The sequence below is a fragment of the Pontibacterium sinense genome, assembly GCF_015209595.1.
Taxonomy (GTDB): domain Bacteria; phylum Pseudomonadota; class Gammaproteobacteria; order Pseudomonadales; family Balneatricaceae; genus Pontibacterium; species Pontibacterium sinense.
On record NZ_JADEYS010000019.1, the window covers coordinates 39,487 to 65,251 of the forward strand.

The window sequence follows — 25,765 nt, forward strand, 5'->3', positions numbered from 1 at the left end:
GTCAAAAGCAAAAAAGGCCCATAAGGGCCTTTTTAATAGGGAGGTGGTTTACTTGGCTTTTGCCGGTTCACCACTGCCCTCGATCTGTTTGTTGATCACGTACTGCTGTGCGATAGAGAGTACGTTGTTCACTACCCAGTACAGGGTCAGACCTGCCGGGAACCACAGGAAGAAGAAGGTGAAGACAATTGGCAGCATCTTCATGATCTTCGCCTGCATTGGGTCTGGAGGTGTTGGGTTCAGCGACTGCTGAATAAACATACTCGCGCCCATCAGCAACGGCAGGATGAAATATGGATCTTTGGATGACAAGTCAATCAGGTACAAGAACTCGGCATGACGCAGTTCCACAGATTCCATCAGTACCCAGTACAGAGCGATGAAGACCGGCATCTGCGCAACAATTGGCAGACAGCCACCCAGAGGGTTGATCTTCTCTTTCTGATACAGCTTCATCATTTCCTGAGACATCTTCTGGCGATCATCGCCATACATCTCTTTCATACGCTGCATTTCTGGACCGAACTTACGCATCTTCGCCATGGACTTGAACGCTTTCGCATTCAGGTGGAACAGCGCAGCTTTCACCAGTACGGTAACACCGATGATTGCCAGACCCCAGTTACCCAGGAAGGCGTAAACCTTGGTCAACAACCAGTACAGAGGAGAGGCAACCCACCACAACCAACCGTAATCAACGGTGAGTTTCAGGTTTTCGTTGGCTGCTGCCATCTGATCCTGGTCTTTAGGACCGGCGTAGAAGTTTGCAGTAACGGTCTTAGTCTCACCCGGTGCAACAATGAAGTCAGGTGAGATGAAACCCATGATGTATGCGTCGTTCAGCTTACGAGATTTGTAGCTGTACTCGGCACCGGCTTCAGGGATCCAGGCACTGACAAAGTAATGCTGAACAAAGGCAACGTAACCATCCTGAGAAGTCGCTTTAAACGCTTTCTCATCCATGTCGTCGAAATCAACTTTCTGATAGTTGTCTTCAACGGTGGAGAACACTGCACCCAGGTAAGACTGCATGCCCATATCGGTGCTGGTGGTTGGGTCTTCGCTGCTATCACGCTTGATCTGGCCGAACAGGTTTGCCTTCCAGTTCTCTGCAGACTGGTTATCGACAATATAGGACAGACCAACGTTATAGGAACCTTTGGTGAAGGTATAACGTTTGGTGATCTTCACACCTTTAGAATCGGTGAGTTTCAAATCAACGTTAATGCTTTCCTGTTCACCCAGCTCAAATTGAGCCGCATCAACCTGATAGGTTGGACGACCTGCTTTGCTGGCATCCGGACCGTCGCTACCAACCAGACCGCTCTGAGAAACGTATGTGCGGTTGGCTGTCTGTTCCATCAATACGAATGGCTGCTCAGAACCCAGAGCTGCTTTATGTGCTGGCAGGGCCACCTGAATGATATCGCCACCTTTAGTGTCGATAATGACATTCAGCACATCAGTGTTGATGGTGATCAACTGTGCGGAAGCTGCTTTAACTTTCGTGCCGGTATTTGGTACGTCTGCGCTTGCTGTTTCTTCGTCAGCCGCAACGGGCAGATCTGTTTCTACAGCAGGAGTACTGTACGCGGAAACCGAAGTCACTACCTGCTCACCCGCTGTCTGCGACTGGCCGTAGTCTTCGTTCCACTGCAGTACCAGCATGTAAGAGATCAATGCCATTGCGGTGATCAGTATGATTCGCTGTACATCCATGGGTTAACCGTTTTCTTTGTTTGTACGCTGTTTAGCTTTTTTTCTTAGCCGTGACCAACACTTGGAGCTCAATTTGTGAAGATCTTCGGATTCCAGGTCGCCTAGTCCACGTCGTGCGAGCACGACAATGTCAACCGCAGGTAATTTATGCTGATTGAGGCGAAAAGACTCGCGAATGATACGCCGAACACGGTTACGTTGCACCGCTAAGCGTACATTTTTTTTGGATAAGACAAACCCGATACGAGGATGATCGAGTCCGTTGGGACGGGCAAGAATAAGGATCTGTTGGTCTGGTACTTTCAGAGAAGCATTATCAAATACTCGCTGAAAGCCCCCACCAGTCAGAATTCTTAACTCGCGGGGATATCCGAATGTGGTCATTCAAATAACCAGACCTTTTCAGGAAGCCATTACTTAGACAGACGCTTACGGCCTTTAGCACGGCGACGGTTAATCAACTGACGACCATTTTTGGTAGCCATGCGAGCACGGAAACCGTGAGTACGTTTGCGTTTCAGAACGCTTGGTTGGAATGTTCTTTTCATCGGAGTAGTCCTACTAACACTCGTTAATTTTGGGTGCCTGAGTATCAGCACGGTAAAAATTAGACCGCGGATTCTACGTAATCTGTTCTACACCTTCAACCGTAATTTACCTCTTTTGTATAAATTTTCGGCAAAAAAATGGCAATCTGGATAACCTACGGATATCTGTCTAAATCTGTTGAAAACTTAGGTATCCAAAAAATAATCAATAAGATAGCTTGTGATTAACGTTGGGGGAATCACGTTGAAAGGTTGTTGTTTAAATCATCAAAAAATTCTCTAGTCCCCGTAAAACGGGCATCTTCGGCCAGATCGGGTTCTGAATAAGGTATTTTGCAAATAATGGAATTGTTTGTGGATAAGTGGGCGGCTTGAGGATAAAATCCTTACCCTTGGATAAATAAAGCCTTCAGTGCCACCGAAGCTGCATAAAAGCAGGCCCGCTGCGCTGTGTACAAGTCGTGCAACACCCTTGTGTTTGCAGACTGTATATAAGGTGCAATGTGTGTCTAGCAGCGTACGGATCAAGTACAGAACGTACTTAGAACGTGGAGAGGATCAGTTAAATTATGTCGACGGAATTGTGGGATCGTTGTTTGCAGAGCCTTCAGGAAGAGTTTCCTGCTCAGCAATACAATACCTGGATCCGACCTCTGAAAGCATCACCCGACTCTCCAGATAAGCTGGTCCTGTTGGCGCCAAACCGTTTTGTTAAGGACTGGGTCAGCGACAAGTTCCTGTCCCGGATTCGTCAGGTCGTGTGTGACGTCAGCGGCGATATCAGCGCGAGTGTCTCTCTGGATGTGGCGGGCATGGCTGGTGCCGCACGTGGCATGCGTCAGCGCCCTGTTATGCCGTCACGTGCACGTCCTGCGGCGGTAGCGCCGATACCGGCTGCGACACCTGCAGCGCAACCTGCGACTGTTCACGCGGCGCCGGCGCCTGTTGCCGCCGCACCGGTGAGCTTTGGTGTACCTGAATCAGCCGAAATCATCACCCCGCCTACGGTATCTGAAGCACGTGAGTCATTGTTTCAAATGCCTCAACCTGAACTGCCTCTGGGTCATGAAGCGACGCTCAGCACCACAAGTATGGTGACTCAAGCGCCGGTCAGTGAGCGCCTGGTTGAAGTTGAAGGTGGTGTCCGGCATCAATCGAATCTGAACAACTCATTTACGTTCGAATCCTTTGTTCAGGGTAAATCGAACCAACTAGCGTTGGCTGCGGCCCGTCAGGTGGCCGATAACCCGGGTAGTTCTTATAACCCTCTCTTTATCTACGGCGGCGTTGGTCTGGGTAAAACCCACTTGATGCATGCGGTGGGTAACGAGATGCGTAAGTACAACCCGAATGCAAAGATTGTTTATCTGCACTCTGAACGTTTTGTCGCGGATATGGTTAAGGCGTTGCAGCTGAATGCGATCAACGACTTTAAACGTCACTATCGCTCAGTTGATGCGCTGCTGATTGATGATATTCAGTTCTTTGCGGGTAAAGAGCGTTCACAGGAAGAATTCTTCCATACCTTCAATGCGCTACTTGAAGGGGGTCAGCAGATGATTCTGACCAGTGACCGCTATCCAAAAGAGATCAAGGGGGTTGAGGAGCGCTTGAAATCCCGTTTCGGTTGGGGTTTAACGGTTGCTATCGAACCGCCGGAACTGGAAACCCGTGTTGCTATACTGATGCGTAAAGCGGTGGAAGCGAAAGTATCCCTGCCTGACGACGCAGCCTTCTTCCTGGCGCAAAAAATTCGCTCCAATGTACGTGAGCTGGAAGGCGCCTTGAAACGGGTTATTGCGAACGCACATTTCACCGGCAATGCGATCACAATTCCTTTTATTAAAGAATCGCTTAAAGACCTGCTGGCATTGCAGGATAAACAGGTTAGTATTGATAATATTCAGCGTGTTGTGGCTGACTATTACAAGATCAAAGTAGCTGATCTGTTATCCAAGCGCCGCAGCCGTTCTGTTGCACGTCCTCGTCAGGTTGCTATGAGCCTGGCGAAAGAGCTGACCAACCACAGTTTGCCTGAGATTGGTGATGCTTTTGGCGGACGAGATCACACCACCGTGCTCCATGGATGTCGTAAGATTAAGGAGCTGAGGGAAAGTGATACGGACATCAGAGAAGATTATAAGAATTTACTGCGTCATCTTACGGCGTAGTGGTACCGTTCGAAATTAAGGTGGAAAACCGATGAGATTTGTTATTTCGCGTGAAGCGTTAATCAAACCTTTGCAGTTGGTGGCGGGTGTTGTTGAACGTCGTCAGACGCTGCCGGTACTCTCCAACATACTGTTGGTGGCCGAGGGTGATCAGCTGTCCCTGACCGGTACTGACCTTGAGGTTGAGCTGGTTGGCCGTGTAACACTGGATGAGCCTGCTGAAGCCGGTTCAATTACAGTGCCTGCACGTAAGCTGATGGATATTTGTAAGTCCCTGCCGGATGAGGCACGCATCGAGTTGGCTCTTTCAGGCCAGAAGATGGTGATTAAGACAGGCCGTAGTCGTTTTACCCTGTCGACCCTGCCAGCGGCAGAGTTCCCGAATGTGGAAGATGGTCCGGAAACGCTGGATCTGACTATTTCCCAGAATCAATTGCGTAAGCTGATTGATAAAACCGGCTTCTCCATGGCGCAGCAGGACGTTCGTTACTACCTGAACGGTATGTTGCTGGAGATTGCGAACGGTCAGCTGCGTTCTGTATCAACCGATGGCCACCGTCTGGCGACTTGTGTGTCCGACGTGGAAGTGGATGAGTCTGTTCAACATCAGATCATCGTACCGCGTAAAGGTATCCTCGAGTTGGCGCGCCTGTTACAGCAAGGTGATGAGCCTCTGCGTCTGGTGATTGGTGCAACGCATATCCGTGCCCATGTAGGTGATTTTATCTTCACCTCTAAACTGGTCGACGGTAAATTCCCGGACTACCAGCGTGTTATTCCGCGTAATGGCGATAAGATTATGTTGGGCGATCGTCAGGAACTGCGTCAGGTCTTCAGCCGTATCGCTATCCTGTCTAACGAAAAGTACCGTGGCGTGCGTTTATCGCTGAGTGATGGTTACCTTCAGGTGATGGCGAATAACCCAGAGCAGGAAGAAGCGGAAGAAACAGTTGCTGTAGATTATCAGGGCGACTCCCTGGAGATCGGTTTCAACGTTAACTACCTGCTAGACGTGCTTTCGATCATTAACTCTGATGTGGTGCGTTTTACCGTTGCAGACCCGAATAGCAGTGCGTTGGTAGAAAGCTTTGACGAAGATGGCAGCGTTTACGTTGTCATGCCAATGCGTATGTAATTGCGTTCGGATCAGCAGATTCAACATCTGCTGATCCGCCCTTCCAGAATCATCAATGACAATTTCCCGCCTGAACATACGTTCCGTACGTAATCTTTCTTCTGTCAGTATTGCACCGTCTGCCCGCATCAACATCTTTTCTGGCCCCAACGGCAGCGGCAAGACCAGTGTGTTGGAAGCGATCCATCTGCTTGGCTTAGCGCGGTCTTTTCGTACCAGCAAAGTGCGCCACCTGATTGCAGCAGGTGATCCCGCAGCAACCGTACAGGGAAAAGTTGATTCGCTTGCACAGGGTGTTGAGCAAACATTGGGTGTGGAACGTAATTTAGAAGGTCAGACGCGGGTTCGTTTTGCAGGTTCGGATATTGATCTTGCGTCCCTCGCTGAGTTGGTGCCGCTCCAGGTAATTGACTCGGCCACCTTTGATTTGCTGGACGGTTCACCTTCAATTCGGAGGCAATTTATCGATTGGGGAGTGTTCCATGCAGATAAGGCCTTTATTCAGCTCTGGAGAGGCTTTCGGCGGGTTCTGAAACAGCGCAATACACTGCTGAAATGTGGTAAGATCGGACATCAGATGCGTGCTGCCTGGGACCATGAATTTGTAGGTTTTGCCGAGCAAATCACCCGCCTGCGACAGGAGTATCTGCAACTACTGACACCGGAGTTTGAGCAGATTGTTGAGAAGCTGTTGCCGGGTCAAAGTTTAAGCTTGGGGTTCTCGCCGGGCTGGGATTTAAAGAAGCCACTGGATGAACTGTTGGCGGCTAACTTTGAACGCGATCTGCGTCAGGGTTTTACCAGCGCCGGACCTCAACGCGCAGACCTGCGGGTTAAAGTTGATGGTCACACTGCCGCTGAACGATTATCGCGCGGGCAGAAGAAACTGGCCGTCAGTGCCCTTAAGCTGGCACAGGGCGCACTCTTTTACCGGATGACCGGACGCCCCTGTATTTATCTTATTGATGACTTGCCGTCGGAGCTTGATGCGACTCACTGTCAACTGTTCTGTGAGTTTGTGGAGCAGATGGCCAGTCAATGTTTTATTACCTGTGTAGATTCGCGCGCCCTGTCCTATCAGTGGCAACCGAACACAGATGTGCTGCATTACAGCATAAATGATGGAAGTGTAACGCCCCTATAAACGCGTTAGGAGACTTGAATGAGCGGTGATAACCAAGACTATGATTCTTCCAGTATTAAGGTCCTGAAAGGACTTGATGCTGTAAGAAAGCGCCCAGGTATGTACATCGGTGATACTGATGATGGTACCGGTTTGCATCACATGGTGTTTGAGATAGTAGATAACTCAATCGATGAGGCGTTGGCGGGTTATTGCAGCGAGATCAATGTAATCATCCATCCGGATGAAAGTGTTTCTGTCTTCGACAATGGCCGCGGTATTCCGACGGATATTCATGAGGAAGAAGGCGTATCAGCAGCAGAGGTTATTATGACCGTGCTGCACGCCGGCGGTAAATTTGATGATAACAGCTACAAAGTATCCGGTGGTCTGCACGGTGTAGGTGTTTCTGTGGTAAACGCCCTCTCCAGCGAGCTGCGTCTAACCGTCCGTCGTAACGGCCAGGTTCATGAACAAACCTATGTGCATGGTGTTCCTCAGGCACCACTTGCGGTGGTTGGTGAGACTGACAGCAGCGGCACCAGTGTCCGTTTCTTCCCATCGGAAGATACCTTCAAGAATATCTCTTATCAGTACGATATTCTGGCTAAGCGTCTGCGCGAACTCTCTTTCCTGAACTCCGGTGTACGTATCGTTCTGAAAGATGAGCGTAGTGGCCGCGAAGACATCTTTGAATACGAAGGTGGCTTGGGTGCGTTTGTTGAATACCTCAACAGCAAAAAAACCACCGTTAACAATATGTTCCACTTCACGGCGATGCATGAAAATGGTGTCGGCGTAGAAGTCGCGATGCAGTGGAACGATAGCTTCCAGGAAAGCATCCATACGTTTACCAACAACATTCCTCAGCGTGATGGTGGTGCCCACCTGTCTGGTTTCCGTACCGCACTGACACGCTGCCTGAACAGTTACATCGAATCTGAAAGCATGAACAAAGGTGGCAAGGTCAGCACCACGGGTGATGACAGCCGCGAAGGTTTGACGGCGATCATTTCGGTTAAAGTGCCTGATCCTAAGTTCTCTTCCCAGACCAAAGACAAGCTGGTGTCCTCCGAGGTGAAAACCGCGGTTGAACAGATCATGGGTGAGAAGCTATCCGAGTTCCTGCAGGAAAACCCACAGGATGCTAAAGCGGTTGTCTCTAAGATGATCGATGCGGCCCGTGCGCGCGAAGCGGCTCGAAAAGCACGTGAGATGACCCGCCGTAAAGGTGCGCTGGATATCGCAGGTTTGCCGGGTAAGCTGGCAGACTGTCAGGAGAAGGATCCCGCCCTCTCTGAACTGTACCTGGTGGAGGGTGATTCTGCAGGCGGTTCCGCGAAACAGGGTCGTGCCCGTAAGACGCAGGCGATCCTGCCGCTGAAGGGTAAGATTCTGAACGTTGAGAAAGCACGTTTCGACAAGATGCTGACCTCTGCCGAGGTGGGTACACTGATCACCGCACTGGGTTGTGGTATCGGTCGCGAAGAATACAACCCGGATAAATTGCGCTACCACAGCATCATCATCATGACCGATGCGGACGTGGATGGCTCTCACATCCGTACCCTGCTGCTGACCTTCTTCTTCCGTCAGATGCCTGAACTGATCGAACGTGGCCATATCTATATCGCTCAGCCACCGCTGTATAAGATCAAAAAAGGTAAGCAAGAGCAGTATCTGAAGGATGACGAAGCGCTGGATAACTACCTGCTGCAAGGTGCACTGGATGGTACTACCTTGCATGTAAATGCAGATGCTCCGGGAATCGGCGGTCATCAGCTGGAGTCCGTCGTACATGATTATCGCGCGGTAATGCGGACCTTTGCCCGTCTTAACCGTTTGTTCCCACAGGTCGCTTTGAAATCAATGCTGTCGTTGCCAGCACTGGCAGGCGATCAGCTCACTGATCAGGCTGCGGTGTCTGAATGGTGTGATCAGCTGGACGATCAGCTGGCCGATGCGAGCGATAAAGCGATTCAGTATCACTGTGTTGTTGCCGAAGACAAAGAGCACAGCCGCTTTGTACCTAAAGTGGTTGTCACCCAGCATGGTGTTGACCATGACTACATCTTTGGCGGTGATTTCTTTAAATCACGCGAGTACACGCAGATCACCGATATGGCGGAGACGCTTAAATCGCTGATCGAAGAAGGTGCGTACTTCAAGCGTGGTGAACGCGTGAAAGAGCTGACTGACTTTGAAGAAGGCCTGAACTGGCTGCTCGACCTGTCACGCCGTGGTCACAGCATCCAGCGCTATAAGGGTTTGGGTGAGATGAACCCTGATCAGTTGTGGGAAACCACCATGGATCCTGATGCACGTCGCATGCTGCAAGTAACGATTGAAGACGGGATTGCGGCCGATCAGCTATTTACCACCCTGATGGGTGATGAAGTAGAGCCGCGTCGTAACTTTATCGAGTCCAACGCATTGAGCGTGGCGAACCTGGATATCTGATTTCAGGATGCGCCCGATATAAAAAAGCAGCCATTAGGCTGCTTTTTTTTGTCTTCCAGTTTGGTAACAAACATTGTGAATGTCTATTACCAGCAACCGTATTTGAGCTAAACCATCTGCTCCAGTGCCGTGGATGTAACGATCTTGTCGAGGTGTTCGAGTTCAGCAAGCTGCTGGCGCACCTGCATCAGGCGCTCCATTGACCGGGCTTCGACATAGACCAGTACGTCCGTTGCGCCGCTGAGTGCGTGTGCCTGACGAATCTCGCTGATGGCCTGAATGCTTTTCTTTACCGCTTTCAGGTCGAAGGGTCTGAAGGTCATTTCAAAATAGGCGCAGACTTTTTGCTTCTGTGCCTGATCCCCTACTTCGATCGTGTAACGCTGAATGACACCCAGATCTTCCAGCTTTCTGATACGTTCATTCACGGCGGTACGGGACAGGCCTATCACCTCTCCGATAGCCGTCACCGACTGACGCGCATTTTGTGTCAGCAGGTTGAGGATTTCACGATCAAATTTGTCCATTGAGATCTTTATTTTCCTAATGGTGTTTGGGGCTATCAATCGTTCCGACGATACGTTTGTTTGGCTGTCAGATCGACCAAAGTTCCGTCGCTATGTCGGGTTATACGGTGGATATGGCAGCAGTAGAGAACCCCTGAAGTCGGTAAGCTAATTCTGTCGATATGCCATTTATTCTGTCAATTATACCGCTTCAGAGGGATTGAAAATGACCGCGCCACTCAGTGATCATATTCACTATCAAGATCATCAATTACACATCGAATCGCTTCCGCTTTCAATCATCGCTGATCGTATCGGCACGCCTTTCTATTGTTATTCAGAAGCTAAGTTCCTTCAGAACATTTATCGCTGTCAGGCGGCTTTCCAGCGTTTTGACATTGCGATTTACTATGCGGTGAAGGCCAATAGCAACCTGAGTATTCTGCGGTTGGTGCAGCAAGCCGGACTGGGTGTTGATCTGGTTTCCGGTGGAGAGATGTTGCGAGCACACGCGGCCGGCATTGCGCCAGAGAGGATGATTTTTTCTGGCGTCGGAAAAACCAGACAAGAGTTGTGTGCGGCGATCGAGTCAGCTGTGGGTCAGATTAACGTCGAATCTCAGGAAGAGTTAGTGCTGTTAGCTTCACTGTCAGAGCAGTTTACTCGGCCAGTTTCTGTTGCATTACGTGTTAACCCTGCTGTGTCTGTGGACACCCACAGGCACATTACCACCGGCAGCAAAGGCAATAAATTTGGCCTGAGCATGGAGCAGGTTGTGCCACTCTATCAAAGGTATGCAGATCATCCGTACCTGAATATAGCAGGTCTGGCTATGCATATTGGCTCTCAGATCTGCACGGTGGAACCGTATACAAATGCGATCCATAAGTTGCTGGAGCTTGTCACTGTGATTGAAGCTGATGGGCATACGGTTGAGGTGCTCGACCTTGGTGGTGGGTTTGGTATCGATTACGGCGATGAGCAGAGCTTGGATTTTGAGGTCATCGCGCAGACCATTGCATCAAGTGTTGCTGGGTTTGAAGGACGAGTGTGTGTGGAGCCGGGTCGGTCACTGGTGGGAGATGCGGGTGTTCTGGTGTCAGAGATCAGTTACGTAAAAGCAGCGGATCCCTGCCCTTTTATGATTCTTGATGCCGCGATGAATGACCTGATGCGTCCGGCTCTTTATCAGGCCGATCATCCTATAGTTCCCCTACAAACTAATCTGTCGGATTCGGTACGTCGTTATGATGTTGTGGGACCGGTCTGTGAATCTACTGATACCTTTGCGCGCGACTATCCGATGGATGCAGAGTTGGTTGCAGGAGACAGGGTCGCTTTTCTCTGTACAGGGGCGTATTGCGCGGTGATGAGTTCTGCGTATAACAGCCGTAGCATCATTCCCGAGGTGCTGGTGAGCGGGTCAGAAATTCGATTGATCAGAAAGGCAGTGACACCGTCTATGTTGCTTGAATACGAATCGCAGACAGATGCATTAGACTGATTGGGGGATTGGAACGCGGGTGACTTTGGTTCGTCTAGGGAATAGTGACTCTTTCTCGGCCTCTTAAACAGTCCGCTTTTAAGATGTTCCACGTGAAACATCTTTTTGACCGGGGCGGTACAGGCACAAAAAAGCCGGGTCTATGAACCCGGCTTTTAGGTATAGATAGGCATTGCAGAATGCTTAGCTCAGGACAGAGATATCCGCTACACCCAGGAACAAGCTGCGCAGATTGCTCAGAAGCACGAGACGGTTCTGACGTACCGCTTCATCATCAGCCATTACCATCACGTCGTCGAAGAACTTATCAACGCTGCCGCGAAGGCTTGCCAGCTGTTCCAGTGCTGCCTGATAGTCACCCGCGGCAAACAGTGGCTCGATACGACCGGACAGTGCTGCCAGTTCTGAAGCCAGTGCTTTCTCAGCATCGTCCTGAAGCAGTGCTTCATCAACCGATCCGGATACCGCACCACCCTGTTTGTTAAGGATGTTGGAAACACGCTTGTTGGCAGCCGCCAGTGCTTCAGCTTCGCTCAGGGAGCGGAAATGGTTAACCGCTTTAACGCGGGTGTCGAAGTCCAGTGGTTTGGTCGGCTTAACCGCCAGTACCGCCAGGAATACATCGACGGAGATGCCTTCGTCTTCGTACCATGCGCGGAAGCGATCCAGCATGAAATCCAGAACTTTGTCTTCCAGTCCGTCGCGTGCTGGCAGATCATCGTGGCTGTCTGCTGCTACAGAGATCAGTTCACGCAGGTCCAGATCCAAATTGCGTTCGACCATAATGCGCAGCACACCCAGAGCGGCACGGCGCAGTGCAAACGGATCTTTGGAACCAGTCGGTGGCTGATTGATGCCGAACAGGCCGGTCAGCGTGTCCAGACGGTCTGCGATAGCTACTGCGATACCCGGTGCAGATTCCGGCAGCTCATCACCTGCGAAACGAGGCATGTACTGTTCGTTCATTGCCAGCGCAACGTCGTTGTCTTCGCCGTCGTGCAGTGCATAGTGATAACCCATCAGACCTTGTAGGTCGGTGAATTCGTACACCATGTCGGACATCAGATCGGTCTTGGCCAGCATTGCCGCACGGGCTGCCTGCTCAGTGTTATTGCCAAGGTCTGCCGCAATACGCTGTGCGATAGCGGAGATACGCTCAGCCTTCGCGTGCAAGGTTCCCAGGTCTTTCTGGAAGACGATGGTCTTCAGGTCGTCAATACGTGATTCCAGTGACTTCTTCTTGTCTGTTTCAAAGAAGAACGCCGCATCGGACAGGCGTGGACGAATAACCTTTTCGTTACCTTCGATCACCTGCTGCGGATCTTTAGACACGATGTTGCAGATGGTGGTGAAGTTCGGCATCAGGTTGCCGTCTTTGTCTTCATGGTGGAAGTACTTCTGGTGCTCCTTCATGGAGGAGATCAGTGCCTGAGCAGGCACGTCCAGGAAGCGCTCTTCGAAGCGACCGGTCAAAGCTACAGGCCATTCATTCAGTGCGGTTACTTCGTGCAGCAGGTCTTCATCGATCTGTGCAACACCACCGAGCTTCTCCCCTTCTTTAATCACTTGGGAGCGAATATCTTCTAGACGGCTGTCATAGTCGGCAACAACTTTGCCGGTTTCTTTCAGCGTGACAGCATACTCTGCCGCTGTCATCAGCTCGATCTGATTGTTGTAGTGGAAACGGTGACCGCGTGTTTTACGACCGGACTTAACACCCAGCATTTCGCAATCGATCACTTCATCGCCAAAAATCATCACCAGCCACTGAACCGGACGGACGAACTCAATACGTGATGCACCCCAGCGCATGCGCTTAGGTACTGGCAGTTTGTTGAGCGCGTTTTGCATAACAGACGCGAGTTCAGTGCGCAGCGGTTTGGCTTCAGTCTGCTGGCGGAAACACATTTTTCCGTCGATCTCTTCCAGGGAAGATACGTCGGTTCCACATTTACGCGCGAAGCCTTCCAGTGCTTTGCTTGGATTACCTTCACCATCATATGCAATACGTGACGGTGGGCCCTGCATCAGGAATTCACTGGCAGGCACTTCGGTCACGAGGTTTTCGATCAGCAACGCTAAACGTCGTGGTGCGGCATAGCTTTTGATTGTTGCGTCTTTCAGCAGTGCTGCCGCATCTTTGCCCAGCACGTCTTTGATGCCTGCAAGCGCATCAGCTTCCAGCGCATTAGACAGGTTTTTAAGTGCTTTCGGTGGCAGCTCTTCGGTGCCAAGCTCGAACAGAAAATCTTGTGTAGCCATTACTTTTTCTCCTCGCTTGCAGCCATTACTTCCTGGCGCAACGCTTCAGTCGCAAGCGGGAAGCCGAGGGCTTTACGGGCATCAAAATAAGCGTGTGCAACTTTGCGGGCGAGTGTGCGTACGCGCAGGATATAACGCTGACGCTCGGTCACAGAGATGGCGTGACGTGCATCCAGCAGGTTAAAGGTATGGGACGCTTTCAGTACCTGCTCGTAAGCAGGCAGTGGCAGAGGGGTTTCCAGTGCCAGTAATTTCTCACACTCAGACTCATAGTGGTCAAAGTTGCGGAACAGCATCGGGACATCAGCGTGTTCGAAGTTGTAGGTGGACTGCTCTACTTCGCTCTGGTGGAACACATCGCCGTAGGTCACGACAGTGCCGTCGGGTGCTTTGGTCCAGATCAGATCGTAAACGCTATCAACGTTCTGCAGGTACATCGCAATACGTTCCAGACCGTAGGTGATCTCGCCGGTTACCGGGTAACATTCCAGACCACCTGCCTGCTGGAAGTAAGTGAACTGGGTCACTTCCATACCGTTCAGCCACACTTCCCAGCCAAGACCCCAGGCACCCAATGTTGGGGATTCCCAGTTGTCTTCTACGAAGCGAACGTCGTGAACATTCAGGTCAACACCCATACGCTCTAAAGAGCCCAGGTAAAGTTCCTGCAGGTTCGGCGGTGACGGCTTCATTACAACCTGGAACTGGTAGTAGTGTTGCAGGCGGTTAGGGTTCTCGCCGTAACGGCCATCGGTTGGACGACGGCTTGGCTGCACGTAGGCAGAGTTCCAGCTTTCTGGTCCGATAGAGCGCAGGAAGGTAGCAGGATGGAATGTCCCTGCGCCTACTTCCATGTCCAGCGGCTGAACGATTACACAGCCGTGTTCTGCCCAATATTCTTGCAGGGCGAGAATCAACCCCTGAAATGTACTTACGTCTGAGGTAACCTGGTCAGTCACGTAATTCACCATAACTATAAATTTGGCCCGAAAATAAGGCGGAAATTATACACCAAAATAGGTGTACGCAGTGTAGTCAGGTACAGGTGTGACTGGGCGAAAGGTAGAAGTTGTGCATTAATTTAAAGGTAAATGTGAAATGTTTCACGTGGAACATTAAAAAAGCCGCCCGAATTGGGGCGGCTTCCTCAGTACGATTGGAAACTTAAAAGTAACGTTCGATTGTGAATTGCAGGTGATCGTCCTTGTCCAAAGCTGAAGCAAGGTCTCTAGGGTCGTCGGCACTGAAGAACCGTCCGTCGATACTAACCTTCCAATTGTCGCCGTAGCGACGGCTGGCTTCAACGATCAGGCTCTGGCCATCAAAATCCAGATCATGGCCAATACCGGCCAAGAGTTCAGTACTGGATGCATCGTTGAGGGTGATTCGGCCACCAAAGAACAGATCGTTCTGAACGTTGGAACTGGCATCCTCTCCCCTTTCATCCCAGCCATATTCAAGCAGAACACCGAGATCAGCGTTACTGTCCTGAATGCCATAGAAGGTATATTCGAAACCAGCTTGAGCCGCGAAGTACTCCTCTTTCTCGGTATCGCGCCAGATGGTTTCGACCTTCCACAACCAGCTGTCGAGGGTCGCTTGCAGATCAAAACCCAACTGATCCATCTGCACATAGCGCGGTACCAGAACGGTGTTGCCTGACTGGGTTCGAACGCTCAACTCAGGGTCACGATTGGTACCGTGAAACCAATACGCACCCAGATCGAAATCGCCGAGGGTATGGCTCCAGCGGATAGCGGTATCCAGATGTTTCTCCTCGGCGCTGGATTCATATTCAGCACTGTCGGTATCAACAACCAGTCCCCCGCGTAAACGCCCCTCTGTACCCGTAAAGGTACGCTCACGGAAACCCGGTAGCAGGAACAGGTCAACGATACCCCAGTCTCTTACCAGAGATAGGTTGACCATGGGCTGCCCCAGCTTGTCCTCACCGTCAAAGTCATCAACACCGTCGGTCTGATTGATCACATCGACCAGATGTTGAAACTCAGTGACACCCCAGAATACCTTGCGGATTCCGGTGCGCAGTTCCCAGTCCTCGCCCACATGAACCCAACTCAGTTCACGAATATCCGCATGAGTCCGTTCGCTGTCGTTCTCGTCCACACGTAAATACGGAGTAAAGGTCAGGCTATCGTCACCGTCATTCCACTCCCAGAAAAACTCTGGTTCCACGTAGAAGGATAGATTCGAGTCATGGTCCTGGCCTGAAAACTGAGCATCCTGAGTAAAACCACGCAGCTCTGCTGCGACCTTGCCGGATGCCTCAAAGTAGGTTTCGGCCTGCACCGGCAGAGCTGCGAGCAGCCCTGCAGTGAGTCCTGTTTTGAAAAGCGTTGAGGGTTTACGCATGACTTAACGTGCTCGTTTCAGTGAGTTCTTGTTGAAGTCTTTGTCGGATAAACCGGTTTTGAACTGGTAGCTTTTCCAGCTCAGATCGGTGCTTTTACCCGTCTGGTGGTTCACCATTTTCATCAGATCAGAACGCCAGTGTTTACCCAGATATTGCTGGTAGTCATGGTAGGTCAGTGTCTTCAGGGGTGAGTTTTTACGATCGAAGAAATCAATTTTCCAGATGCGATATTCACTCTGATCCAGCCAAACCAGACGTCGTGTATAGCCGGAGTTTTTATCGACCGGGTACTGTTCAACAACAAAACAGGTGCCGCCTTCACAGGCGTCGTCACGTAGGTATTTGTAGGTGTACTTCTCTACCTCAAACGAAGACAGATCTTCATAGGCAAATTCAGAGCCCATAAACGGGCCTGATTTGTTGCGTGACGCAATACGCTTTACACGTTTCAATGCTGGCAGGTACAGCCACTGGTCATCCGCTCCAACCGGGTGAGAAAAGCTCAGGAATGCTGTCCCTTTTACGTCGCGAGGCTTGTCGAAGACTGACAGGCTTTTATCTCCGTCACCGTTGATCTCCAATGATTTCATCCGGATCTCGCGGATGCTTTCCTGACCCTGCTTATTACGCAGGACCATGTTCATTTCGGCCTGCATATCCTGCCAGCCCAGATCACGTTTCTTCGATTCAACTGAGATCGCCATGCCCTTCTCTTCCGGCGTTTCGGCCAGCGCCACCATCGGGGCAGAGACCAGCGCCGCGATCAATACTGACTTAAGCGGGTTGATTAGCAGGTTCATGGGTATCTCCTTTGTTTTCAAGATTGTTGCTGGAGTCAGCATCGTTGTCTTCAGTGGTGTCGGCAACTTTGTCGCCGTTATCCAAATTCATCAGCAGCGGTGGTAGGAACAGGAAGTCGACGATCAGTGCGATCAGAATCGTGAGTGCTGTCAGCAGACCCATATCCGCGTTGAGCTTGAAGCTGGATTGCGCCAGCACCATAAAGCCTGCGACCAACACCAGTGTGGTAACCCACAGAGCGCGTCCAACGCTCGCGAATGCATAACGGACAGCTTGTTGACTGTCCTTGCCGCGTTCACGGCGTGCGTACAGGTACTTGCTGAGGAAGTGAACGGTGTCATCCACCACAATACCCAGTGTCATACCCGCCACAACAGACAGTGCCAGACCGACCTGACCGTCGATCAGGAACCAGAGACCAAAACCCATCACGGCGGGTGCCAGGTTTGGAATCAGGCTGATAAAACCATAACGTACCGAGCGTAACGCCAGACCGAGCATGACAGAAATCAGCAGTAAGGCCACAGAGGTACCGATCAACATACTGCTGATATTACGCTGGCCGATATGGGCAAACATCAGACTGGTACTGGCGACTTCAGCTTTATACTGAGGTGCGTTCTCTGCAAACCAGTTGTAGATTTTTGCTTCCAGATCGATCTGCTCAGTACTGGTCATGTTCTTAAACGTACCGATCAAACGCGTGGATGATTTATCGACGTTCAGCTGGTTGTTCAGGTCCAGACCGTACGGTAATGACATCTCATACAACAGCAGGTACTGAGCAGACAGCTCGCGCTCTTGGGGCAGCGTGTAGTAGCTGTCGTCATCACTGTGCATGTTTTTGTTGAGACGTTTAATCGTATCGGTAATGGAGTTTACGTGGTCTGTTTCCGGCTGAGCCCGTAACCAATCGGTGAGATCGCCAACCGCTTTCAGGAACTCCGGTTTATTGATCCCACTCGCTTCCCCACTCTCGATCGAGATCTCCATCGTGGTCATACCGGACAGATTGTCCTGCATGTAGTCAGTTGCCTGACGGAATGGAACGCTGGTATCAAAATACTTCACAAAGTCATCGTTCAGTTCGTTCTGCGGGGTAAACAGAACCAGGCTTGCCATGACAACGGCCATACCCGGCAACAGTACTTTGCGCTTGCTGATGACTACTTTACCCAGCTTGTGCATCAGGTCGTTACGGTCTTCATCACTGATCGCTGCCACTTTAATCGGTAGCAGTTTCAGCATTGCCGGGAAGATCGTGACGGAGAACACGAACGCCAGCATGACACCCATTGCGACCATGTTACCCAGATCACGGAACGGTGGTGAGTCGGAGAAGTTGAGGCTGAGGAAGCCAACGGCAGTGGTGACACTGGTCAGGAAGATAGGCTGGAAGTTGATCTTCAGGCTGTCCTGAATAGCCTTCTTCTTCTCCACGCCCTGACGCATCTCATAGAACATGGTCGTCAGAATATGTACGCAGTCAGCGACCGCCAATGTCAGGACCATGATCGGTGTGCTTGCCGATGGACCGGTGAGGAAGAACCCCGTCCAGCCTGCCAGCCCCATCGTACCGGCAATGGAGAACATGATGACGATCACGGTGGCGAACGTACCACTGAAGGTACGCAGCAGGAAGATCATGCCCAGCAGAACAACACCAAACATGATAGGCACCAACGTGGCGTTGTCATTCAGGGAAGACTCGGCGAAGGTGTTGTTCATCATCACCATGCCGGATAAACGCACTTCCATATCCGGGTATTTTTCCAGGAACTGAGCGCGCATATCGCGTGCCTTCGCAACGACCTCCGGCACTTCCACAACCGGGTTTATTCCCGGCAGCTGAACGGTGACATTAAGCACGGTGACATGGGCTTGAGGAGAGATCAGCTTGTTGAGCAGCATCGGCTCGTTCAGTGCAATCTCTTGCAGACGAGGCATGTCCGCATCGGTCAGCGTGGTGGAATCCAGTACCAGATCCTCCACGATCATATCGTCCTCTTCCGACCAGGTGTGCTGGAAGTTAGTAATGGAGTCTACGCGTGTGGAATAGGGAACCTGCCAGGCTTCTTCGGTCAGCTCTTGAATTGCACCCAGTGTACGCGGGGTGAATACTTTGCCTTCCGGCGGAGAAATAATAAAAGCGACGTTATCACTTTTACTGTAGATCCTTTGCATCGACTCGAAAGCCGTGAGCTGAGGGTTCTCATCACTGAAGAACACTCGGTAATCACTTTTGAATACCAGGTTCTTTGCGCCTGAGGCAGCGCCAAAAACCAGCACAATCGTGAGCAGAATCACCCATATCGGATGATTCAGTACAAAACGGAAAAGTCGGTCTCTCATAGTCCTTCTCCAGTTCCCCGATTCCATTGAGGAGTTGTTGGGTTGGATGCTCTAATGGCAACTTAGGTTATAAATTTATGTCTGTTTAATGACGAAGCGTCATTAAACATTATTAAAAAAACGGCGTTTCCGCCGTTTTCCGTCGTACAAATCTGTTATCCCTGCAGGTTCAGGTTCCGGCGAGTTCTCAGTGCTTCAACTTCCGGTGCAAACACGGTTGCTTTCATGCGCTGTACTGATTCATGCCAGTCATGATCGGGTGTATAGGGTGTCCAGTTCAGGCCATCCAGCACCAGATTGGCGTGGTTGGTCAGCTCCCGCTCCAGTGTCATTTCCTGACGCACGCCGCAGCGCTCAACATTGTCCTGCAGAAGAGCAATAGTGCCAAAGCTCATTGCCCAGAGGGAAAAAGCTACTTGGGCCGGGCTCAGGTGTGGGGCAAGTGTTAGCTCACCATTGGCCAAACCTTCAGAGATGATCTGAAGAATGGTCCCCAGCAGTTTTGTTTCCAGCTCCTGATGCTCTTCCTGACGTTTCTGCGAGCTTTTCTCCGTGACCGATGGGGTTTTAGCGGAGATAACCAGCATAAACTCGGTTGGATCGAACTGAGAATGCAGCATGTAGCCAATACCGATCGCCAGCATCTTTTCCCGACTGTTGCCATCAAACGAGGCTGCGCGGAAGAATATATCTGCAAGGCGGCGCACGCAGTTGTTACACAGGGCCGTCAGTAAGTCTTCTTTACAGCTAACGTGGTTGTATACGGTGCCTTTTGAGTAGGGCACCTTGGAAACAACCTTGTCGATTGTCAGACCGGAGACGCCATCCCGGGCAATTACATCCAACGCGGTCTGTAGAATTTCAGCTTCACGCGCTTCCCGCGTGGCATCGTCAATAAATTTAGGACTCATATACCCGGCTTGTTGAGTTTTAAGTGACGTTACGTCAAAAATAAATGAATTTGGACAAAAAGGGCAGCAGTATATTCGCAACAGTCACTGGCACGATGTGCAACAATCGCACGAATCCCTGAGACCGACTCGTATTTCGGTGGATTGTTGCATCGTACTGCCGCGACCGCAGGGGGAGTATGCCCTGCCCTTCTTTCCCTAAGAACCAAGGGAGCTGGTTAGTAATCCAGACAGAGGTATTTCAGTACTTCGATTACCTGATCGGTGTTCTCTGCCACGGCATGTGCCGCTGCATCGATCTCTTTCAGGGGATGGGTCAATTCAGGTGCGTGCTCCACGATCAGGGATTTGCCCAGCGCGATAGCGATACCCGCGTCGAAAGCAGCATTCCACTGACGGTACTTATCACCAAAGCGAACTACGACAATATCGGCACGTTTCAGCGCCGTCATATGACGCATGGTGTTAATTTTGGCGGCTTTGTGATCTTTCCAGAACGCTTTGTCTTCAGCGCCCAGCAGCTCATCACCGCAGTCGTCGCTGGATGCGTGATCGGTGTTTGGAGTCAGAATGTCGACCGGCAGGCCGTTCATCTCAACGGCCCGTTTGATCTGGTCACGCCAGTCGGTGTGAATTTCACCGGATAGGTAAAGTGTATAACGCATGGTTACCTCCTCTTCAGAAGGTTCCTATTATCTGCGCCAGAAGATCGGTGTAAACAGGACCAACAAAGTAAATACTTCCAACCGGCCCAATAACATCGCAAAACAGAGCACCCACTTAGCCGTATCGTTGATATCGCCGTAGTGAGCGGAGACATCACCCAGACCCGGTCCTAAGTTGTTTAGCGTGGCACCGACAGCAGACCAGGCGGTCACCTGATCCAGACCCGTTGCCAACAAGGTAATCAGCATGACTACAAATACAATCATGTAGACGGAGAAGAAGCCCCAGACCGCTTCTAGTACCCGATCGGAGATGGGGGTGTTGCCCAGTTTTACAGGAATGACAGCGTTGGGGTGCACCAGGCGCTGAATCTCACGATAGCCCTGCTTCAGGATCAGCAGGATGCGGATTACTTTCATGCCACCGCCGGTGGAGCCGGCACAACCCCCGGCAAAGGCCGCGACAAAGAGTAAGAACGGCAACATCGTGGGCCAGTGGGCAAAATCAGCGGTCGCAAAGCCTGTTGTGGTCGCAATTGAGACCACCATAAAGGCTGACTTACGCAGTGAGTCACCGGGTTCGTACGTGTTTGTTATCGTGAGAGCCACAAACGACAACGCAATAATGGCCGTCAGAACCGTCAGGTAAAAGCGGAATTCCGGGTCCAAAAAGTAGTGCTTCAGGCTGCGGTGTTTCCACGCAAAGAAGTGCAGGCTGAAGTTGATGCCTGAGATCACCATAAAGAAGATGGCGATGCCCTCGATCAGCTCAGAATCAAAGTAGCCGATACTGGCATCATGGGTGGAAAAACCACCGATGGCGACGGTCGAAAAGCTGTGCCCAACGGCATCAAACAGTGTCATTCCTGCGGCCCAGTAGCCCAGGGCGCAGAGCACGGTCAGGGACAGATAGATGTACCACAAGGCTTTTGCGGTTTCGGTAATACGCGGGGTCAGCTTGGAATCTTTGACCGGTCCCGGAGTTTCTGCACGGTAGAGCTGCATTCCCCCGATACCGAGCATCGGCAGAATGGCCACCGCCAATACGATAATACCCATACCGCCCAGCCATTGAAGCTGCTGGCGATACCAGAGGATCGACTCAGGCAGCTGATCGATACCGGTCATCACCGTTGCTCCGGTTGTCGTCAGGCCTGACAGGGACTCAAACAGCGCGTCAACAAAGGATAGATGGGGGTTGTCTGCCAGCATTAGAGGCAATGCACCAAACAGCCCCAGTACGGCCCAGAAAAGCACCGTAACCAGGAAACCGTCACGTGTTCGCAGGTCCTGCCGGACCCGGTGAACCGGAATCCAGAGCATGAAGCCGGTGACGAGCGTGATTGCAAAACCCGCTGCAAACGCCATCAACGTGTTGTCTTCATAGTGCATGGAGATCAGCATGGGTGGCAGCATGGTGATGCTGAAGATCATCAGCAGAATGCCAAGAATGCGGAGGATCACCTTGTAGTGCATCAGTATGTCCTGATCAGAAGAATGCTAAGCCAACCTGGAAGAGTCGTTCGACTTCGCCAATGCGTTTTTTGTCGACCAGGAAAAGAATGACATGGTCGCCGTTTTCGACCATGACATCGTCGTGCGCAATCAATACTTCCTCATCCCGCACGATGGCACCGATCGTGGTACCCGGTGGGAGATTAATCTCTTCGATGGTGCGTCCCACCACTTTGGATGAGCGCTTATCTCCGTGCGCGACCGCTTCCAATGCCTCGGCTGCACCGCGGCGCAATGAGTGCACGGCGGCTACATCACCACGGCGTACGTGGGTCAGCAATGCACCGATGGTGGTTTGCTGCGGCGAGATGGCAATATCAATTGCCCCGCCCTGCACCAGATCGACATAGGCCGGATTGTTAATCAGCGTCATCACAGTACGTGCGCCTAAGCGCTTGGCGAGCATCGAGGCCATGATGTTGGCTTCGTCGTCGTTGGTCAGGGCGCAGAATACGTCGGTATCTTCGATGTTCTCTTCCATCAACAGATCGCGGTCAGATGCGCTGCCGTGCAATACGATGGTGTTGTTCAGGTTGCGGGCCAGATGGTTACAGCGCTGCATGCCTCGCTCGATGATTTTTACCTGGAAACTGTCTTCGATACTTTCTGCCAGACGGGCACCGATGTTGCCGCCGCCGGCAATCATGATGCGTTTGTATGGTCGATCAAGACGACGCAGCTCGCTCATCACGGCGCGAATATCGCGTTTTGCCGCAATGAAGAACACCTCATCATCGGCTTCGATCACCGTATCCCCTTTCGGGATGATCGGACTACCACGACGGAAGATCGCGGCTACACGGGTATCGATAGAGGGCATGTGGGCGCGCAAGAAGGATATTTCGCGTCCGACCAGTGGACCGCCGTAGTAAGCTTTTACCGCCACCAACTGGGCTTTGCCGTCGGCAAAATCCAATACCTGCAACGCACCCGGATGCTGGATCAAACGCTTGATATGGCGTGTAACCAGCTGCTCTGGACTGATCAGGACATCCACCGGAATGCCTTTGGGTCCAAAGATGGAGTGGTTCTTCTTCAGGTAATCATGCTCGCGGACACGGGCAATCTTGGTGGGGGTGTTAAACAAGGTCTGACTGAGCTGGCAGGCGACCATGTTCACTTCGTCGGAGTTAGTGACCGCAATCAGCATGTCTGCATCCTGCGCACCGGACTGATCCAGAACGGTGGGGTAAGAGGCCTTACCCTCGACCGTGCGGATGTCGAGACGGTCCTGCAACTCGCGCAAGCGGGCGGTATCCGTATCCACAATCGTGATGTCATTGGCTTCACTGGCAAGGTTCTCTGCCAGTGTGCCACCTACCTGCCCTGCTCCGAGGATAATGATCTTCATGATCTGGTCTTATCTACCCACTGCCCTAATCAACTGCTTTGGTCAGCAGAGCGTAATAGAACCCGTCGTGGCTGTTGGGTATTGCGAAAAGCTGACGACCGTACGGTCGGCTAACGCCCCAATCTGCGCTTAACGGGATATGCTCCGCATCGTTCTGTTGCGTAACGAATCGTTTGATAAGCCTTTCATTTTCCTGCGGAAAGATGGAACAGGTGGCGTAAAGAAGCTTACCGCCGGGTGCTAACATCTGCCAAAGGTTCTGCAGGATACTTAACTGTATATCGGCGAGCGCCGCAATGTCCTCACCTTTACGCAGGTATTTTATATCCGGGTGACGGCGAATGACACCGGTAGCGGAGCATGGTGCGTCCAGCAGAATACGGTCGTAAGCATGTTTGTCCCACCAATCGTCTTTGCTGGCATCGGCGATGTACAGGTTGGCTTCGAGCTTCAGACGGGCGAGATTATCGTAGACCCGATCGGTACGACGTTTTTCCAGCTCGACGGCGTCAACGTGTGATAGCTCAGCTTCCTGTTCCAGAATGTGACCCAGCTTTCCGCCGGGGGCCGCGCAGGCATCAAGCACCCGTTGTCCCGGTTGCAGATCCAGCAGTTCAGCGGATAGCTGAGCGGCTTCATCCTGCACGCTGAACCAGCCGTCGTCGTATCCCGGCAGGATAGTGACATCACAAGCTTCTTCCAGCGTGACACCCTGCGGACTTAATGGCGTCGCAGTGGCATCAATCTCTTCATCCGCCAGCGCCTGCAAAAAGTCTTCACGGCTGATCTGCTGCTTATTTACACGTAACGTTAGCGGTGCATCGCTGTCGTTGTTGCCGTCGATGATTTTCTGCCAGTGATCGGGCCAGTTGTTCTGAACCTTGCGAATAAACCACTCAGGGTGATTTTGGCGTCCCAGCTCGCTTTCCAGGACCTTCTCTTCAATCGCTTCGGTCTCGCGCTGATAGCGACGCAGAACGCCGTTAATCAGGCTTGCGGCCCAGGATTTTTTCAGCCCGTGCGCCGCTTCAACGGTTTCGTTAATGGCGGCATGAGCCGGAACGCGAAGGCTACGAAGTTGGTAAATGCCCACTAACAGCAATGCGCGAATATCAAAGTCAGCGACTTTGAATGGGCGTTTCAGCAACTTGTTGGCGATAATATTGAGCTGCTGAAAGTCACGCATGGTGCCGTAGCACAGCTGACGTAACAGGCCGCGGTCGCGTTCGGGGCAGCGAGCAGCGGCTTCGGGCAGAACGGCATTCAATGAACCCTGGTGGCGCAGAAGGGGTTCAAGCGTTTCTGCTGCGAGCTGTCTTACGTTTACATTCATCATTTAATCCAGCTGTTTGCCGACAGGGAACAGATCGCGTTTGGCATTTAAGACGGCTGCCGTGTCGAGTGGTTTGCCACCGGGTAACTGAATATTCGTCAGTAGCAGGTTGCCTTCACCGCAGGCAATACTCAGGGTCTTCTTGGTGACTTCGGCGACGGCACCGGGCGCTTCGGTACTGGATGTGTCGGACGCTTGAGCACCCCAGATACGCATGGTTTTACCGTCCAGAGAGCAATACGCTACAGGCCAGGGTGACAGGCCGCGGATCTGGCGCTCAATCTCGGTCGCAGAGCGGGACCAGTCGATCTCACCTTCCTGCTTTTCCAGTTTGTGTGCGTAGTTCGCCAGTGAATCGTCCTGTTTCTCCGGTTCGACCTTACCGTCACGAATCAGCCCTAGGGTTGTCACTAGTGCTTCAGCGCCCTGCTCTGCCAGTTGATCGTGCAGATCACCGCTGGTATCCCCCGCGTTGATGGGCGTTTCCACTTTATAGAGCATGTCGCCCGTATCCAGCCCGACATCCATCTGCATGATAGTGATACCGGTCAGTTTGTCACCGGCCAATACTGCCCGATGTATTGGTGCAGCGCCCCGCCAGCGTGGCAGGAGGGAGCCGTGCACGTTGATGCAACCCAGACGCGGGGTATCCAGCACCGCTTTGGGTAGCAACAGGCCGTAGGCGACAACCACCATAATATCGGCATCGAGTGCCGCCAGTTCTGCCTGCTCAGCGTCACCTTTCAGGCTCAGCGGCTGGTAAACGGCAATATCATGCTCCAGCGCCAGCTTTTTAACCGGGCTCGGGGTCAGTTTACGGCCACGTCCGGCTGGGCGATCAGGCTGGGTGTATACGGCAATGACTTCATGCTCTGAATTGAGCAGTGCTTGCAAACTGGATGCGGCAAAATCAGGTGTGCCGGCAAAGACAATGCGAAGAGGCTTGGACATCAATCTACTCCTGAAACCAAAACAGGTTTGTCACGGCAGTTACGCATGTATCTTGGCAACTGTCCGGGCAAACCTGTTGTTGGA

20 protein-coding genes are annotated in these 25,765 nt (G+C 51.8%); 5 read left to right on the top strand and 15 right to left on the bottom strand.

The window, feature by feature from the left end; translation table 11 throughout:
• Positions 1–48 precede the first annotated feature (48 nt).
• From yidC to rpmH, 3 genes are read right to left on the bottom strand one after another with little or no spacing between them, the layout of a single operon-like run.
• Positions 49–1,719: a membrane protein insertase YidC gene (gene yidC / locus IOQ59_RS16535; protein ID WP_193954564.1), complete on the bottom strand. Its 1,671-nt coding sequence runs from the start codon at positions 1,717–1,719 to the stop codon at positions 49–51.
• Between the two features lie 3 nt (positions 1,720–1,722).
• Positions 1,723–2,103, bottom strand: a complete 381-nt coding sequence (gene rnpA, locus IOQ59_RS16540; protein WP_193954565.1) for a ribonuclease P protein component — start codon at positions 2,101–2,103, stop codon at positions 1,723–1,725.
• 29 nt (positions 2,104–2,132) lie between these two features.
• Positions 2,133–2,267, bottom strand: a complete 135-nt coding sequence (rpmH, locus tag IOQ59_RS16545; RefSeq protein ID WP_193954566.1) for a 50S ribosomal protein L34 — start codon at positions 2,265–2,267, stop codon at positions 2,133–2,135.
• Between the two features lie 569 nt (positions 2,268–2,836).
• On the opposite strand from rpmH, the gene dnaA reads away from it, so the two are divergent.
• The 4 genes from dnaA to gyrB are packed head-to-tail and all read left to right on the top strand — an operon-like array spanning position 2,837 to position 9,156.
• On the top strand, positions 2,837–4,438 hold the full coding sequence (gene dnaA / locus IOQ59_RS16550; RefSeq protein ID WP_193954567.1) for a chromosomal replication initiator protein DnaA: 1,602 nt from the start codon (positions 2,837–2,839) through the stop codon (positions 4,436–4,438).
• A 31-nt stretch (positions 4,439–4,469) separates the two neighbouring features.
• Entirely contained in the window at positions 4,470–5,573 is a 1,104-nt protein-coding gene (gene dnaN / locus IOQ59_RS16555) for a DNA polymerase III subunit beta (protein WP_193954568.1), read from the top strand.
• 55 nt (positions 5,574–5,628) lie between these two features.
• On the top strand, positions 5,629–6,717 hold the full coding sequence (gene recF / locus IOQ59_RS16560; protein WP_193954569.1) for a DNA replication/repair protein RecF: 1,089 nt from the start codon (positions 5,629–5,631) through the stop codon (positions 6,715–6,717).
• 18 nt (positions 6,718–6,735) lie between these two features.
• Positions 6,736–9,156 carry a DNA topoisomerase (ATP-hydrolyzing) subunit B gene (gene gyrB, locus IOQ59_RS16565; protein ID WP_193954570.1) on the top strand — a complete coding sequence of 807 codons (2,421 nt, stop codon included), beginning with the start codon at positions 6,736–6,738 and terminating at the stop codon, positions 9,154–9,156.
• Between the two features lie 107 nt (positions 9,157–9,263).
• Here gyrB and IOQ59_RS16570 read toward each other — a convergent pair whose 3' ends face one another.
• Positions 9,264–9,683: an Lrp/AsnC family transcriptional regulator gene (locus IOQ59_RS16570; protein WP_193954571.1), complete on the bottom strand. Its 420-nt coding sequence runs from the start codon at positions 9,681–9,683 to the stop codon at positions 9,264–9,266.
• Between the two features lie 205 nt (positions 9,684–9,888).
• Here IOQ59_RS16570 and lysA point away from each other — a divergent pair, with 205 nt between their 5' ends.
• Positions 9,889–11,166 carry a diaminopimelate decarboxylase gene (lysA, locus tag IOQ59_RS16575; protein ID WP_193954572.1) on the top strand — a complete coding sequence of 426 codons (1,278 nt, stop codon included), beginning with the start codon at positions 9,889–9,891 and terminating at the stop codon, positions 11,164–11,166.
• Positions 11,167–11,349: 183 nt separating this feature from the next.
• Here the strand turns inward: lysA and glyS are convergent, their stop codons facing one another.
• The 11 genes from glyS to fmt form a co-directional block, all read right to left on the bottom strand.
• A complete protein-coding gene (glyS, locus tag IOQ59_RS16580; RefSeq protein WP_193954573.1) occupies positions 11,350–13,428 on the bottom strand; it encodes a glycine--tRNA ligase subunit beta in 2,079 nt (692 codons plus the stop codon).
• A complete protein-coding gene (gene glyQ, locus IOQ59_RS16585) occupies positions 13,428–14,399 on the bottom strand; it encodes a glycine--tRNA ligase subunit alpha (RefSeq protein ID WP_193954574.1) in 972 nt (323 codons plus the stop codon). The genes glyS and glyQ overlap by 1 nt, the downstream gene beginning before the upstream one ends.
• A 193-nt stretch (positions 14,400–14,592) precedes the next feature.
• A complete protein-coding gene (locus IOQ59_RS16590; protein WP_193954575.1) occupies positions 14,593–15,801 on the bottom strand; it encodes a hypothetical protein in 1,209 nt (402 codons plus the stop codon).
• Between the two features lie 3 nt (positions 15,802–15,804).
• Positions 15,805–16,602, bottom strand: coding sequence for an outer membrane lipoprotein-sorting protein (locus tag IOQ59_RS16595; RefSeq protein ID WP_193954576.1), 798 nt, complete (start codon positions 16,600–16,602; stop codon positions 15,805–15,807).
• Complete coding sequence (locus tag IOQ59_RS16600) at positions 16,577–18,955, bottom strand: efflux RND transporter permease subunit (RefSeq protein WP_193954577.1); 2,379 nt, start codon at positions 18,953–18,955, stop codon at positions 16,577–16,579. The genes IOQ59_RS16595 and IOQ59_RS16600 overlap by 26 nt, the downstream gene beginning before the upstream one ends.
• A gap of 155 nt (positions 18,956–19,110) precedes the next feature.
• Complete coding sequence (locus IOQ59_RS16605; RefSeq protein ID WP_193954578.1) at positions 19,111–19,866, bottom strand: TetR/AcrR family transcriptional regulator; 756 nt, start codon at positions 19,864–19,866, stop codon at positions 19,111–19,113.
• A 218-nt stretch (positions 19,867–20,084) separates the two neighbouring features.
• Entirely contained in the window at positions 20,085–20,531 is a 447-nt protein-coding gene (locus IOQ59_RS16610) for a YtoQ family protein (RefSeq protein WP_193954579.1), read from the bottom strand.
• 27 nt (positions 20,532–20,558) lie between these two features.
• Positions 20,559–22,007 carry a TrkH family potassium uptake protein gene (locus IOQ59_RS16615; protein WP_193954580.1) on the bottom strand — a complete coding sequence of 483 codons (1,449 nt, stop codon included), beginning with the start codon at positions 22,005–22,007 and terminating at the stop codon, positions 20,559–20,561.
• Positions 22,008–22,020: 13 nt separating this feature from the next.
• Positions 22,021–23,397, bottom strand: a complete 1,377-nt coding sequence (gene trkA, locus IOQ59_RS16620) for a Trk system potassium transporter TrkA (protein WP_193954581.1) — start codon at positions 23,395–23,397, stop codon at positions 22,021–22,023.
• A gap of 25 nt (positions 23,398–23,422) precedes the next feature.
• Positions 23,423–24,733 carry a 16S rRNA (cytosine(967)-C(5))-methyltransferase RsmB gene (gene rsmB, locus IOQ59_RS16625; protein ID WP_307727022.1) on the bottom strand — a complete coding sequence of 437 codons (1,311 nt, stop codon included), beginning with the start codon at positions 24,731–24,733 and terminating at the stop codon, positions 23,423–23,425.
• Positions 24,734–25,681: a methionyl-tRNA formyltransferase gene (fmt, locus tag IOQ59_RS16630; RefSeq protein ID WP_193954583.1), complete on the bottom strand. Its 948-nt coding sequence runs from the start codon at positions 25,679–25,681 to the stop codon at positions 24,734–24,736. It lies immediately after the preceding gene.
• Positions 25,682–25,765: the final 84 nt, after the last annotated feature.